Origin of the sequence: Vibrio sp. 10N.261.54.A5 (genome assembly GCF_041471145.1) — a bacterium.
In the GTDB taxonomy this organism is placed as follows: Bacteria; Pseudomonadota; Gammaproteobacteria; order Enterobacterales; family Vibrionaceae; genus Vibrio; species Vibrio crassostreae_C.
The window spans coordinates 128,240-143,213 of record NZ_JBFRNU010000054.1 but is presented as its reverse complement, the minus strand read 5'-3'; the positions used below and the strand labels follow the sequence as shown (position 1 = coordinate 143,213).

The 14,974-nt window shown below is 43.7% G+C and carries 11 protein-coding genes and 2 tRNA genes; 3 read left to right on the top strand and 10 right to left on the bottom strand.

Features of this window, described 5'->3' with window-relative positions:
* Nucleotides 1-105 precede the first annotated feature (105 nt).
* The 3 genes from AB4329_RS16775 to AB4329_RS16765 all read right to left on the bottom strand — a co-directional run bounded on the left by AB4329_RS16775 (nucleotide 106) and on the right by AB4329_RS16765 (nucleotide 4,931).
* Nucleotides 106-1,026 carry a LysR family transcriptional regulator gene (locus tag AB4329_RS16775; RefSeq protein ID WP_017059189.1) on the bottom strand — a complete coding sequence of 307 codons (921 nt, stop codon included), beginning with the start codon at nucleotides 1,024-1,026 and terminating at the stop codon, nucleotides 106-108.
* Nucleotides 1,027-1,255: 229 nt separating this feature from the next.
* On the bottom strand, nucleotides 1,256-3,445 hold the full coding sequence (locus tag AB4329_RS16770) for an immunoglobulin-like domain-containing protein (protein ID WP_372124866.1): 2,190 nt from the start codon (nucleotides 3,443-3,445) through the stop codon (nucleotides 1,256-1,258).
* Between the two features lie 487 nt (nucleotides 3,446-3,932).
* Nucleotides 3,933-4,931, bottom strand: a complete 999-nt coding sequence (locus AB4329_RS16765; RefSeq protein WP_102428732.1) for an acetyltransferase — start codon at nucleotides 4,929-4,931, stop codon at nucleotides 3,933-3,935.
* A 239-nt stretch (nucleotides 4,932-5,170) separates the two neighbouring features.
* Here AB4329_RS16765 and AB4329_RS16760 point away from each other — a divergent pair, with 239 nt between their 5' ends.
* On the top strand, nucleotides 5,171-5,410 hold the full coding sequence (locus AB4329_RS16760) for a PAS factor family protein (RefSeq protein ID WP_004733935.1): 240 nt from the start codon (nucleotides 5,171-5,173) through the stop codon (nucleotides 5,408-5,410).
* Nucleotides 5,411-5,555: 145 nt separating this feature from the next.
* Here the strand turns inward: AB4329_RS16760 and AB4329_RS16755 are convergent, their stop codons facing one another.
* The 4 genes from AB4329_RS16755 to AB4329_RS16740 all read right to left on the bottom strand — a co-directional run bounded on the left by AB4329_RS16755 (nucleotide 5,556) and on the right by AB4329_RS16740 (nucleotide 10,437).
* Nucleotides 5,556-7,280: a methyl-accepting chemotaxis protein gene (locus AB4329_RS16755; RefSeq protein ID WP_372102310.1), complete on the bottom strand. Its 1,725-nt coding sequence runs from the start codon at nucleotides 7,278-7,280 to the stop codon at nucleotides 5,556-5,558.
* A gap of 618 nt (nucleotides 7,281-7,898) precedes the next feature.
* A complete protein-coding gene (locus AB4329_RS16750; RefSeq protein ID WP_017059185.1) occupies nucleotides 7,899-8,315 on the bottom strand; it encodes a MarR family winged helix-turn-helix transcriptional regulator in 417 nt (138 codons plus the stop codon).
* Nucleotides 8,293-9,288 (bottom strand): CDF family Co(II)/Ni(II) efflux transporter DmeF, encoded by a 996-nt coding sequence (dmeF, locus tag AB4329_RS16745; protein WP_017059184.1) that lies wholly within the window; start codon nucleotides 9,286-9,288, stop codon nucleotides 8,293-8,295. The genes AB4329_RS16750 and dmeF overlap by 23 nt, the downstream gene beginning before the upstream one ends.
* A 276-nt stretch (nucleotides 9,289-9,564) precedes the next feature.
* The gene (locus AB4329_RS16740) at nucleotides 9,565-10,437 is read right to left on the bottom strand and encodes a LysR family transcriptional regulator (protein WP_102393906.1); all 873 of its coding nucleotides are present in this window, start codon (nucleotides 10,435-10,437) and stop codon (nucleotides 9,565-9,567) included.
* Between the two features lie 183 nt (nucleotides 10,438-10,620).
* Between AB4329_RS16740 and AB4329_RS16735 the strand changes: the two genes are divergently transcribed.
* Complete coding sequence (locus AB4329_RS16735; protein ID WP_102393905.1) at nucleotides 10,621-11,880, top strand: adenylosuccinate synthase; 1,260 nt, start codon at nucleotides 10,621-10,623, stop codon at nucleotides 11,878-11,880.
* A gap of 131 nt (nucleotides 11,881-12,011) precedes the next feature.
* On the opposite strand, the gene AB4329_RS16730 is transcribed toward AB4329_RS16735, so the two are convergent.
* Both AB4329_RS16730 and AB4329_RS16725 read right to left on the bottom strand, forming a co-directional pair.
* Nucleotides 12,012-12,088: transfer RNA gene (locus AB4329_RS16730), tRNA-Val, on the bottom strand.
* A 69-nt stretch (nucleotides 12,089-12,157) separates the two neighbouring features.
* Nucleotides 12,158-12,234: transfer RNA gene (locus tag AB4329_RS16725), tRNA-Val, on the bottom strand.
* A 758-nt stretch (nucleotides 12,235-12,992) separates the two neighbouring features.
* Between AB4329_RS16725 and AB4329_RS16720 the strand changes: the two genes are divergently transcribed.
* Nucleotides 12,993-14,006, top strand: a complete 1,014-nt coding sequence (locus AB4329_RS16720) for a porin (RefSeq protein ID WP_372138810.1) — start codon at nucleotides 12,993-12,995, stop codon at nucleotides 14,004-14,006.
* 127 nt (nucleotides 14,007-14,133) lie between these two features.
* Here AB4329_RS16720 and AB4329_RS16715 read toward each other — a convergent pair whose 3' ends face one another.
* The gene (locus tag AB4329_RS16715) at nucleotides 14,134-14,793 is read right to left on the bottom strand and encodes a DUF2726 domain-containing protein (protein ID WP_017065541.1); all 660 of its coding nucleotides are present in this window, start codon (nucleotides 14,791-14,793) and stop codon (nucleotides 14,134-14,136) included.
* Between the last annotated feature and the right edge of the window lie 181 nt (nucleotides 14,794-14,974).

Genomic DNA, 14,974 nt, shown 5'->3' with positions numbered 1-14,974 from the left:
GTTTCATACCAAAAATCGATTCTCGTTATTCACCATTCAAATAATGAAAGAGATCTATATCCAACTCGATAGGTATTCGTAATTTTCATTCACCCTGCAGATGGATTATGTATAAAGCTCTTTGAATATATTGCGAACCCAGCGACACATCGGGTCGTTATGAAAGCGCTTATGCCAGTATAAGTAGACGTCTTCTGATGGGTGGCGCAACGCTTTAGGCACGCGTTTACAAACAAGATCTCTTTGCGTAGCGGCTTGTTGAGCAAAAGGTGTCGGTAAATGAAAGATGATGTCGGTTGCTTCTGCCATATCCGGCGCGACGTTAAAATTGGAAAGCTGAATTGGAATGGACAGCTGGCGCTGCTTATCAATCAAGCCAAGATCTTTAAATCGACTTTCGATCGAGAGCTTCTTATCCCCTTGCAGTGAGATTTGACCAAGTTGGCTATTCAACAAGTCATCAACCGTGATCTCTTTGTCCGCCAAAGGATGTTTTTTACTCATCAGCAAACGGTAATCGCGGCTAATCACGAACATTCGATACAAATTTTGCTCTGAACTTAACGGCTCGTGGGTCGACAACACAAAGTGCGCATCACCGGATAACAGAGGCTCAAAGTGTCGTTTAGGAATCGAGTCGATATCAACAGTCATGTTTGGCGCTTGTTGACGTATCTCCGCAACTACCTTGGGCAGCAAGTGCGCGACATTAGGCACTAAACCAAAGAAGCGAACCGTACTGTCACTGCTTTGCGGTTCGAATACATCGCCATGTACCAGCTTTTCTAAACGTGTCAGTACCGAATTGAGATCTTGCTTAATGGCTTCTGCTTTTGGCGTTAACTCATAGCCATAAGCCGCTCGCACCAATAGATCATCATTGAAAACGGTACGCAGTTTTTGCAGAGATCGGCTCACCGTAGGTTGGCTCATATCCAGCGCCAATGCCGTGTTGGAAACGTGCTTCTCTTCAAGAAGGTGTTTAAGAATAACGAGTAGATTGAGGTCGACTTGAGCAAGATTCATTATGCAAATATTAACAATATATAAAATTCAATGTGCGCATAGTGCTATTTCTTAACATGTAATACAATTGATAATCACTCCTATTTTGATCTAGAGCAATATGCAGAGCAGAGTTTAAGGTTAAGTGGGTTTTAAAGCTCTAAGTCAGAACTGTTTAAACATAAAAAAGAGAGGTACAATGGCCTCTCTTTGATCGTCTACTTTATATTGCTAGCGTTGAGCTATCAGACTACAGCTTTGTCCAAGCATCTTGCCAGTATTGGCTATCTGCTGGAGCGTAAGACGCGCTTGCACACCATGCCGTGTATGGCCAAGGCTTACATTCGTACAAGCCATTATCGCTGCCGACCACAATGTCACCCGCTGCGTAGTTGGTGCCCGCTTCATATGGAGGATAATCACCTGGAGGAGGTGTTGTACCACCACCGTCTTTAACAGCGAACGAATCGTTTACCATCACCATTTCACCGTCAGATGCTTTACCGACCACTTCAAGTCCATATTGCCCTTCCGCTACATCGTATAAGTCGATGGTAATGGCGCGGCTGTCCGTTACGTTAACCTTAGTTTGCTCAACCACAGTACCTGCACTGTTGATCACCATAGCGGTAACATCTAACGCTTCATTTGATGTCAGTGTTAGATCTAAACGAACATTGCCGTTATCTGGCGCATATTCTGATTGAAGCCCTGAAACAGCAAGCTCTAAGTCATCGCCCGGATCTGGGTTACCACCACAAGAAGAATCTGAAACTTTTCTCCAAACGCCCCACTCACCTGTCGTTCCAGGTTCTTCGCCGCGAGTGTACCACCCTGCTCCCCACGTTGAACCGTCATGAGATACTTGGTCACCTTCAACATAAACGGTGTCGGCATCCCATGCAGCAGCACAGTTAGAACCATCAGTTACAGATACCTTACGGTCAGCGGTTACAGTTTGGTTCGCGCTGTCTGTTACGCTATACACAAGTGTGTAGTTGCCGATTTCATTTACATCGACACTGCCAGTGTGTGTGATGGTGCTTGTCAGGTCGCCATCTTCTGCATCATTCGCCGTCACGCCTGCCATTGCATCAAACGCAGTTCCCAACACAACAGTCGTGTCAGACACACCATTAAATACTGGCTTCTGGCTGTAAACCTCTACCGTTCTCGCTTTAGTGGTTTCGTTGTTATCGCTGTCTTTCACTCGGTAAGTCAAAACGTAAGTGCCAATAACACTGGTTTCAACGTAACCTTCAACATCGATTGATGACGTTAGATCGCCGTCTTCTTTGTCTGTTGCCGTCACGCCATCCATAGGATCAAACGTTGTGCCGTGAAGAACACGCGTATTTTCGACACCTTTAAGAACGGGCTCGCCCTCGACTGGTGGTGGCGTTACCTGACCGTGTACAAACGGGCCGTAGTCTTTAATGAACTGCTCGTTGTATTGTTGGCCGTTTTTGTTGGTGCCCATGTCCCAGTTAATAGACCAAGTCATTACACCACGTAGCGGTTGACCTTGCGCCGTTAGGCTATCAAATGCGTCGTATAAATCTTGTGGCTCTTGTACAAAACCGGTTGCTGCAGCATCGATGCTTGAAGGAATACCAAACACCAGCTTGTCATGTGGGATCTTGTGGAAACCACGCGTTCCGTTGATAAGAGAATCAGAAATGTAGTAGATGAACTCTTCTTTTAACGCATCGTTGTTTTGAGCAATCCAACCCACGCCTTCAACCCAGATACCATCGCCACCTTGGTTGTAGAATTGTGGGTTAATCCAGTCGTAATAGCCTTCTAGATTATCGATATAAGGAACGTACTTACCGCCTGTCGTGAGATACGGGAACTCAGGCGCCATAGTAATAAGGAAGTTTTTACCTTCAGCACGGTAGTGGTCTTTTACCAACTTAAGAGCATCAGGAATCACGGTTTGATTGTTTGCTGCGGTTACGGCTGCTTGTTCAAGGTCGATATCTAGGCCATCGAAACCGTAACGCTCAGTTAGACGGATAATCTCATCAGCAAAGGCTCTTTCATCACCGGTTTCTAGCTCTACGTGTGCATCCGCACCACCTAAAGCCAACAGCACAGAGCGACCTTGCTTGTTGAGTTCCGAGATTTGGTCAATAAATTGTTCTTCTGAAAGCCCAATGGTTGGGTCCAGTTTAAAAGTTGGGATTCGACCATCAGCCACATCGTAGACCTTCATGAATGACACATTCACGATGTTGTACATTGGGTTCACTTCATCCAGCGTCACACATGGCGCATTACCACCTTGGTAGCCGCCACCGTCACACCAGTTATGCCAATAGCCAACCACCACGCCAGAGTCTGGATTCGTCATATCTGAACCATTCGCATAAACAGCGCCAGACATTGCCGCCATGCCGAGCGATACTGCTAATTGTAGAGCTTTACGTTTCAACATTAGTCCCACTTCCTTACTTAACAGCTGTGCCAATCACAACCGAACCAATTCATTGTAATCATGAATATTTATAGAAAAGTAATGGAATTTTTAGGAAAAGATGACCTTTGATTTAACTTGTGATTTTAAGTCACAGATTGAATATCAGAATCAATATGACTTTGACTTTTCATTCAAATTGAAATGCTAAAAACTGTTATTTTCGGTCGAATACATTGACCATGAAAATACTTAATCAATCTTAATTCACTAAGATAATTAACCAAAAATATAAAAAATCACCGATAGGAAAAAATAAACTTTAAATCGGCAAAAATCACCCCAAATACGCCGTAATTACTGACCTAAGACCAGATACCATTGCGAGTGATATCACTAAAACAGCCTGGATATAGCCATCATACATGTGCTAGCAATACACACGTATAACGGAATATAGGAGCAAGAATTTGTAGGATTTTGAATGTATACGTCGGGAGTTTTTCAGTTAACCGTCAGTGCCAGATGAATAATATGCATCCAATAGTGAAATAAAATTCACCTTATCAAGTTCATTAAGTTGATTAATTCCAGCCGCTGCTTTTCTTCCTCCGCCAGTCGCAAAACTTGAGCAAATTTCGTCTGCACCCGTTCTATTTGATAATGGCGCACGTAAGCTCACCGTGTAAGACTCGCCGTCTTGGTTTTTCGTTAATACTGCTTGCGCTCGGTTTGGATCTTGATTAACGATTTCATTACCAAATACGCCACTGATGCGCCTTGCCCAAGTCTCGCCTGGTAGTTCAAACACACGTGCGACTTCACTTTCATAAACAGGAGCAAGGTTTGATAACTGCTGGCAATCATTTTGATAAGCAGCTCGCAGTCGATAAAACACAGAGTCTTTATCATCCAAAAGATCAAACGGATTCGGGTATTGATAAAGGGTTTTGTAGAGCTCAGCTGGCGTGAAATGCAAATCACTCAGTGACGAACCGTAACCGTTGTAGTTAACCAAGGTACCTAGCTCTTCTAGAAACTCTTTTTGAGATTGAGCGAATCCATTTTCATCCGCTAGCCGCGCCGCCACCGTTTTTAGATTGTCGCCAAAGGCAGCTGCGATTGCCCAAGCCACATGCGCACCATTCAGCTTCTGGTTAATCAGCAAGCTCGTGCAGCTCTCTGGCGCGGTATCAATCAGAGTATCTAAATGACTAGAAGTTGGGACATCCCCTGTTCGGTGGTGATCGCAATAAAATACATTGATGTTTGCGTCTAGCAGTGAGTGCAGTGCAGGCAGGTTTTTCTCCATCGATACATCTAAAACGGTAACGGAAGAAACATCACCTTGCTTACCCGGCTCCATAGTTTGAGTAACAACTTGAGAGACCAACTTAATATCACGCTTAACACCAGTAATGAGCACGCTCTCTCTTGGCTCACTTAATCGCAGCTGTAACAACGCGATTATGCCATCTGCGTCTCCGTTGAATACGTCGTAGTGCATGTTGTTCCTTTTCCTATAGATTTAACCGTTTGCCAGAAACGCGCCAATTCGTTTGTGTGTTCGATAGTCTGTCATTATTTTAGTTATATTTCACAGATACTTAAGTCTATTTTGGAATGCCTTATTCTCATTAGATTGAAAAGATAAACACATTAATAATATTGTATGACTTATATCACAGTAAAAGAATACGAAAAGATTATAAAATAAGCGCCTCCCACTTAATGATAAAGAGACGAATGAACACTACCACCACTCTTGTTTATGACACTTTGAAAAGCCTTGCTGCTCACGCTCCTGAGCAACATGCCGAGATTCGCCAGCGTTTATATGAGCAGTTGAGCCTGCCATTTAACAAGCAGCTCTCGTTATACGCTAATGTGCTTGGTCCTATCAGCTCAGGTAAGTTAGCGGGATGCGACAATATTGATAAAGCGGTTGAACTGGCACTGGATGTGCTGGAAGGCCGAAATAAGTAGTCCCCCCTTTAATACGTAATATAACGGCCCAGATCTTCCCCCAGATCGGGCCGTTTTTTCATTCTCGTCATTTATCTATTTGAATTTCAGGCACAAAAAAGGCGTAGATGATCCACGCCTTTTGTTTTAGTAAGTTCTATGTTGTTTATGAAGTCTTGAACTGCGCGACCGCTTGGTCCATATCGTTCGCTTGCTCTGCTACCTTGTCCACTTCAACTAAGCAATGCTGCGCCGAAGCGTTATTGTCGTTCGAGATAGTGTTCAGCTCAGTAATTGAGTCACTCACTTGCGCCATTACTGCGCCCTGCTCTTCAATCGCTGAAGCAATACGTTCTGAATTACCTTGGATGCTTTCCATGTCGCTCAAGATAAGTTGCAAGCTCGCATCCAGCTCTTCCGAATCTTTCAGCGTTAGTTGACCTTGTTGATTACACTCGCCAATCTCTGCCATCGACGCCTGCATCTGGCTTTGAATTGCACTCACCACTGAAGTTATCTCTGTGGTCGATTGATGCGTTCTGCTTGCTAGTGCGCGTACTTCATCGGCAACTACCGCAAAGCCACGACCTTGTTCACCCGCACGTGCTGCTTCAATTGCTGCGTTCAATGCCAATAGGTTAGTTTGTTCTGCAATACCTTGGATGATGTTTACTGCATCGCCGATCTGGTCAACATGATGGTTCAGTGAACTGATCGAATCTTGGCTGCTTGAAAGACGTTCAGACAACTGGGTGATGTTGCTGATGGTTTCAACCACCACTTCACGGCCTTTATCGGCATTCACTTTCGCTTGATGTACACCTTCAGCGGCAACCGATGTGCTTTCAGAGATCTCGCCAATGGTGAGTACCATCTCTTGAACTGACGTTGTCATTGTAGATGTGTGATTTGCTTGAACTTCAAACTGTTTGATTACTGACTCTAGCTCATCATGCATGTTCGATGTGCTTTGTGTCAGTTGCAGTGACTTAGATTGAGAGGCAGCGATAAGCCCTTCCAGTTGATCCAACAGTTGGTTGAAGTATTGGCCTAAAGTGCTGAGTTCGTCTTTGCCATCTAGGTGCGAACGAATAGACACGTCGTTAGAATCAACGATGTTACGAATCACCGAAAGCAGTGACTCAATTTTACCAATGATAGAACGGACGATTAACCAGCTGAACAGAATGATCGACACGAGTAGCGTGACGCAAAGGATGTTGTTGATCAGCGATAGCTTGTCCATCTCTTGCTGCGTTTGTTGGTCTAGCACCGCGGAGAACTCTTTAAATTGAGTTTCGATAGCATGAGAACCCGAGCGAGCTTGCCCAAGCAGACCTTCGTTGTGCTTCAAGCCAATCACTCGCTTTTGCTCAACCACTTGGCGAGCAGCGTCAATCAAAGCAGCTGAGCTACTCATATTTGAAGTTATAGAAAGAACACTCGGGTCAAACTCCCCCTTCTCAATTAAGTCATTGAACAGGTAAAGCTCGATTTTTTGTTCCGCACTGGCTGTCGCGCTGATGTTATCGAGCAAAACATGAAACTCGCCTAGCATACCTTTGTCACGTGATAGCCCATAGACTTCGCTCGCTTTAACTAAGTTAACAAAGCTGGTGTGGTAGGTTTCGATGTCTTCACGTAGGTGTGTGCTGTTGGCTAAACCTAAATCACTGAGCACTGTATCTAGCTCAGATTCAGACGCTAAGAATTTTTTGTAGTTTACGTCGAACTTGTCGAGGTATTTCATATCGCTACGCAGTAAAAAATCTTTCTCGTTACGGCGAAGGTTGAGCAAACGCACTTCAAGCTCTTTGGTAATTTGTTTGGCTTCGCTCATTTGAGCGGTGGTGTCTGCAAATTGTGATGTGGTAAACAGCAGTGAAATCATGCCGAAGATGGAGAACATCCCCAACGAATAGAGCTTTTTCTTTATGTTCATATACGTGGCTCGTCTTTACTAAATTAACTATGAGTATCCAAATAAATCGCATCAAAGAATGGATATCCAACTTGCGCGACCTGATTATTGTTATATTTTTTGTATCAGTAATGAGCACTAAATCTAGCGACTGTTCAGCCCACCAGCAGTGACATTCTCAATGGTATTCAAACAGAGAATGAATCTTTTCACTAAAGATAAAAGCATCAATAACACAAATTGAATACATGTACATTAGTTGAATGATAAAAGTGAGAGACAGCTATTTGACGGAACATAAATGGCTTGAATGTCATGGTATACAAGGCATTGAATTAAAAGACTTTGACGCACATTTGGATGCATTATTTATGATGACATTTTTTTGGCTCTCCAGAAGAGCACGAGCGAAGCGCAATATTGGAGGTTTTGACTTGGTTTTTAAACAGTGAATCCGTCTATTGATGATTGTACAGTAGAGCGTAAACGGCGAAAAAAATGGACCTACTCAATTCGAGTCAGGTCCATCTTTTGATTTTCTAGTCAATCGCTTTGCAGCTAAAGAGTTAGGTGCGAATTCAAGGCTGGCTAAAACGCTTTTACCATCTTGGTTAGGCACTTCAATAACACCGCTTTCTCGTCTTCTTCGATATCTTGCGTCAGCTCATTAACCAAATTCAAGTGAAGCTGATTGTGGTGAACGTGTATCTTCTGCCCTTCATCCGTCAAGGCAACCACAATCGCACGACGATCTGTTGGGTGTTCATGGCGCTCAATCAATTCAGCTTTAACCAACTTTTCTATTTGAACAGTAAGTGTACCCGTGGTAATACCCAACTTTTCAGCGAGCTCTTTCATTCTTAACGCACCATGCATACCAAGTACTTCAATGGTGTGTACTTGAGCCAGGGAATAACCCGTCTCTTTGACAACAGACTGCTCCCACGAAGACATTTTATCGTAGAACTCAGTCAGTATTTGGTTAAGCTGTTCTATATTTCGCATGGTCGTTTGAATGCACTTCAAGAGTAAGATGATTAATCTTATCAAACTTGGCGAGCATTTGTTTATATTCAGAGACGGTTTTATCACTGTTTGATTCAAGAGTAATCGCTGCTGAATAGTGATGCCCACTCACCTTCCACATATGGAAATCGGTGACCGACGCATAAGGCGTTAAGGTTTTGGTCACTGAGTCACGATAATCTTGGTCGATATTCTCATCCAGCAGGATTGGGCTGGTTTGTTTCATAAGGTTCATCGTCCACTTAGCAATCACGAATGCGCCAACCATTCCCATTGCTGCATCTAACCAGTTCCAACCGTAAAACTTACCAAATAGCAGCGCAACAATCGCAAGCAGCGAAGTTAGAGTATCCGCCAACACATGCATGTAGGCTGCGCGTAGGTTGTGATCATGATGGTGTCCGTGATGCTCGCCATGTTTATGACCATGGTCGCTGTCGTGCTCATGGCTATGTGAATGACCGTGATTCTTACTATGATTGTGGCCATGCTCGTGTCCGTGATCATGATGGTGATCGCCAAGTAAAAACATACTCACCACATTCACAGTTAAACCAATACAAGCAACGATGATCGCTTCATTGAACTGAATCGCTTGTGGGTTAAACAAACGATGTACTGATTCCACCAGCATCAACAATGCCACAATCCCCAATGCAATCGCGCTGGTGTAGCCCCCTAACACGCTGACTTTGCCAGTACCGAAAGAGAAACGTTCGCTCTCGGCATGTTTCTTCGCATAACGGTATGCAAATAAGGTGATACCAAACGCTGCGGCGTGCGTCCCCATGTGCCAACCATCGGCAAGCAATGCCATCGAGCCGTAAATAGTACCTGCAACAATTTCGACAACCATGGTAACGACGGTCAATAACAGGACATAGAACGTGCGTTTCTCACCTTGACTGTTATGTGAAGAAAAGTTGTGTTGGTGACGTGTTGGAAAACTCAAAATGGCGTCCTTAGCTTGTGTTTGTGGTTAGATGATCGTTGCAAATAAAAGCCCTTTGATTGACAAGTAATTTGACAATCAAAGTAATAATTTGAAATTTAGTTTGATTATCAAACTTTGTCAACGATGAATTTTGAAACTCTGATTTGCGGGACGAATAGTTGATGGTGAGCGCTAGTTTGTTCCAAAGATTATTGATTCAGTAAAAACGAGGCTTTCCAGGGACAAAAAAGCCCACTCGAGGTGGGCTGATTGAGTCAAACTCAATGATTGTATTTATTTGTTTTGCAATGAAATAATCTCATCATTCACCCAACCTAACAGCTGCTTGGTTGCTTTCGACAAGACTTGGTTCTGCCGAACAATATAACCAAGACTGGTGCTCGAGAAGTTGGTCAATGGTGTCACTTTCGAATGCAGGTGCTGCTTGGTTGATACCGCAAACTCCGGGACAATAGCCACACCAAATCCCGCTTCTGCCCAGTCGATTTGAGCATCGACACTCCCTACTTCCATCACCCTATAATTAGGTAGATTAAGGCTTGGTAAACCTTCATCAATAAAGTCACGCGTTCTCGTATCATGACCTAGTAGAATCAAAGTGAGCTCTGCATCAGAGTCTCGGATATCAACCCCATCGCCAAGCGCACACCAAGAAAGCTCTTGCAGCTTAGTGAAATACAAAGACTCGTTGTGCTGCTCTTTGGCGATAACAAAACCAATATCCGCTTGAGCATTTTTAACTAAATTCGATGCCTGAGATGACGTGGTATTCAAGAGCGTAAGGTCAATACCGGGATACTGCGCTTTGAACTTCTGGAACGGACGAATTAGCAAAAATCGAGAAATGATGTCACTTACGGCAATGGTTAACGTCCCTATTTTAAGGTCGTTAATGGCATTGAGATCGGCCTGACAAATCTGCAGTTCGAGTAGCGTTCTTTGGCTTGTTTCCAATAGCCGCTGACCCGCTTGAGTCAATTGAAATGGGCTTCTCTCAATCAACCTTATGCGTGTTTGTTGTTCTAGTTGTTTTAGGTGCAAACTCACATTGGGTTGTGTCATGTGCAGTGCATTGGCCGCTTTCCCAAAATGCTTGTACTCCGCAAGCGTCACAAACGTCTTCAACAAATTAATATCGAGCATCATGTCCCCTCTCTCGTGTCACTTATATCATTCCCTACAGTGATAAACGAACGCGATAGGGAATCTCGTTTATAGCTTAAGACTTTAAGGATATATGAAATCCTTATCAAGATAATAAAGATAATTAATTTCTCTTATCCACTTTGTAGGCCTAACATGATTTCTCAATCAGTTAGGAGAAAAATTATGCCATCTATCGTTGTTGTGGGCGCAAACTGGGGTGATGAAGGCAAAGGCCGCATCGTCGATTTTTTAGCAGACCAAGCTTCTGCTAGCATTCGTTTTCAAGGCGGAAACAATGCCGGCCATACCGTAGTAAACGACTTCGGTACGTTTAAACTGCATCAACTACCGAGTGGTATTTTTAATCCTGACTGTACAGCGGTTCTTGGCCCTGGCATGGTGATCAGCCCTGCTGCGCTAACTCAAGAGATTGCAGAAGTTCAAGAAGCTGGCATCAAAGTAAAAATGGCGATTTCAGACCGTGCGACACTGTGTCTCCCCTTACACGCCCTTGAAGATACCCTTGAAGAAGAGCGTTTGGGTGACGGCGCTTATGGCTCAACACGTCAAGGTATTGCACCAGCATACGGCGATCGCGTGATGAAGAAAGGCATTCTTGTGGGATGGCTGAATCAACCTGAGATTTTGGAGCAGCGTATTCAATTTTTACTTGATTGGAAGATGCCTCAACTTAAAGCTCTATACCCTCAGTGTGACTTCTCTCAGACTGCTTCTGAAATGACAGAATGGCTACTTGAAGTGACTAAAGCTTGGCGCCCGTTCATTTGCAACGTGACAGAGCCGCTTAAAGCACTGCAATCGCAAGACGCAAACCTACTGTTTGAAGCTCAGTTAGGCGCAGGTCGTGACCTTGTTTACGGTGAATACCCTTGGACAACGTCTTCGAATGTAACTGCAGCTTATGCAGGCATTGGCAGCGGTTTACCTGCCCTTCGCCCTGAGCGTATTATTGCCGTTGCTAAATCGTTCAGTTCGTCTGTGGGTACTGGCACGCTCGTTACAGCAATGGAAGAGCAAGACAGCTTCCGCGAAAGCTCTAACGAATATGGTGCAACTACGGGTCGCCCACGTGATATGGGTTACTTTGATGCTGTAGCTACTCGCAACGGCGTTGACCTACAAGCCGCGACTGAAATCGCACTGACTAAGATTGACTGCCTATCTGGTTTGTCTGAACTTAAGATCTGTACCGCTTACTCAGGTGAACATACTGAGAACCCGATTTGGCCACAAACGGCTGAGCTAAAACCTGTATATGAAGATATGGCAGGCTGGGATGAAGACATCACTGGCTGCCGCACGTTTGAGAGCCTTCCTCAAGCGGCACAAGATTACGTTACACGTATCGAAGAGCTGATGGGTGTACCAATTGTGATGGTATCGGTAGGTCCTGAGCGCGAGCAAATGATCATTCGAGCTTAGCTTAGAAGACGACAAGATCTACATCAAAGCCCACATTCAGTGGACTTTTTTGATTGTTCATAAAGAACGAGATAACACAAGGAATTACAGGCACAAAAAAGCCCACTCTAGGTGGGCTCTTTCGTATAATTTGGTGCCCGCTACTGGACTCGAACCAGTGACACCTTGCATGTCATGCAAGTACTCTAACCAACTGAGCTAAGCGGGCGATGTTCTAATTTCTTATTACTACCATTGTGACAAACTCAATAGTTATGCAATAAAAACAAATAAGGAATGGTGCGTCCGAGTGAACTCGAATCACCGACCCCCGCCATGTCAAGGCGGTACTCTAACCAACTGAGCTACGGACGCATTCCCTTAGAACGCCAACGATGATATCCATGATAAACAGATGGTGCAAGTATTAACTGGCATCTTGCGATTCGTTTGCTCACTTTGCAATCAAAGACATAACAACATGTCGATTTTACACCCAGATTATCGTCAAACCGCTGAAAAACAAAGTTTAGTTAGAAAAAATTCTAATCCTTGATGACAACCAATTAACTAACCTAATGTGTTCAATTTGGGATTTTTGTTGTCTATACCGTTTTTCTTGGCCTTTACAGTAACCATACAGGTATAGATCAATGCCTATATTTAGTGTCAAAAATTTTGCTTGCCCATTGGGTTACCGTAGTATTTTGATCATTATAAGTGAAAGGCACGCAGAGGCTTTGTAACTCACTGAAATACATCATTCATAAAAATCACCACGATTTTGTAATCGTCGTCATCGAATTACTAGGCCGCAATGACTGAATTCGGATTTTTCATATAAAGTGGCCGGGTTATTACCAACATACATAAATACGATAGCACTCTATAGTCGAAAAACATCAGCTACAATTAATCTCCCTCAAGAGCAACAATCTATAAGCAATTCAAAACCCAACCCCACACATCATAGCTATTTTGAATACATACAGCACAGTAATACATAATGAAATTTGCATAATGGTAAAGCGCGCCTATATTCATAACCTGTAGGAATCAATAATCTAAATTCAATGCTATACGTGAATTTATGGTTTGCGATAAATACAAGTGTGAAAAATAGGGAATAAATTATGAAAAAATCACATATCGCCATTGCAGTGGCGAGCATACTATCGACATCTGCCGTATCGGCGGCGACCATTTATGAGACAGATGAAACAGTATTCAATATCGGCGGCCGCGCAGAAGTTCGAGGGAATTTCTCTGATGCGAATAAAAGTGCTGGTAATAGTAGCACCTATAGTGATAGATCACGTGTCCGCTTAAGTGTCGATGGCACACAAAAAGCGTCGGACGATGTTTCCTTTTTTGGGAAATATGAATTCGAACTAACAGAGTCTGAAGATGGCTCATCAGATGATATCGGCATTAACACTCGATTCTTATATACGGGTGTTCAAACCAATCACGGTAACGTCTATTATGGCCACCAAAATAATGCCGTTACCTACTTAACCGATTGGACGGATATGGCTGAAACCTTCAGCGGCTATATCAATGAATACACGGTGTCGACTGCTGATCGAGCAAAAAATGTTTTACGTTATGAACTGACAAGCGACAACATCACCTTTCAAATTGATGGCAATTTCAATTCAGATAGTGAATCAGCACAAAGTGACGGCTTCGGTGCAGTTGTCGCCGGCAGCACTTCGATTGGGTTAGATATTGGCGTCGGTTATGCGTCAAGTGATGAAACCTATGGCGTTGGGACAGATACAGAAACTTCTGATGCCTATATTGGTGCGGTTAAGTACACCAACGATCAGGGGGTTTGGTTCGCCGCACTCTATCAATTTGGTAGTATTTCAGGTCTAGGCGTAAAAGATTCAGACTACGATTCTGCCGATGCTTACTTGGGATACTCGTTTGGTGCCAACACCGTCAACCTGACCTACAGCTACTTTGAAGCTGACGATATTGCAGATTACGACATTAACTTTATCGGTCTAGAATACGCACGTTATATTGGCGATGTGGCCTTCTTTGGTAGTTATAAGTTTAACATGTTAGATGAGGGCGAAGGTGGGCAAGGCGATAACGACGAAGATGAGCTACAGCTCGGTATGCGTTACGCGTTTTAGTCTAAACCAATCCACTTAATATTAGTAAAGCCGAGCATAATCAATGCTCGGCTTTTTAGTTTGTATAACTTATTCGTATCTAAGCGATTGAATGGAGTCCAACCGGATGCATTACTATCGATACCAACTATTCTTCAACATCGAATACAACGTTGTAGTTTTCGGTATAGGTGCAGTTTGGCTGGCGGCTACAAGTGAAGAAGCGTCGGCCTTTGTAATCGCCTTGGCTTGCCAGTTTGATGATCATTGGGCTACCACACTTCTTACAAAATCGCACTTCTTTTGATGGCTCGATTAAATCGATGTGTGCTGCCAGTAACCTCTTCAAACGGCTCACTTGGTAGCTGTGTTTAATAGATGCACCAATCAGAGGTAAACCTGCCGATTTACACACGTGAATTAGTAGTTTTTCGCGATCGACTTTCCCTTTATTGAGCTCTTTGCCGTTATCAAGTTCGATAATAACGCGGGGCTCTAGCGTTCGCGGGTCGCAAACAACAAAGTCGAAGTAACTACGTGAGATCTTGTTGTTGGCGATAAACCAATTCTTCTTATTGTTCGTCTTAGCAGGAACAAGTACGTTCGACATGCTGACTTTAGCAAACACTTCCCCATGGTTGCCCACAGCTGATTTTAGCGCATTATAGAATGTCGCCTGTTGCGCCGACATCAACGCGCCTTTCTTCTGATAAGCGTGGTCTTTGGTGTCATCGTGTTTCACCACATACTTTTGAATAAAGTAAAAGAACACAACCAGAACAATTACAACGATAAAGATATTAGTCATTTTCCAACACAATCAAGTCTGTATAGGGATTAAGAGAGTAGCTAGCGTATGTAGAAAAGCATCACCTGGCAAGCAAAAGAGCGAGAGTTGCCAACCAGAATCACGACCTTTGAGCGCAGTGCCCAACGAGAGGTCGCTCCTTCGCTAGACACACCTCTCTTATTTTGATAATTAAATCATC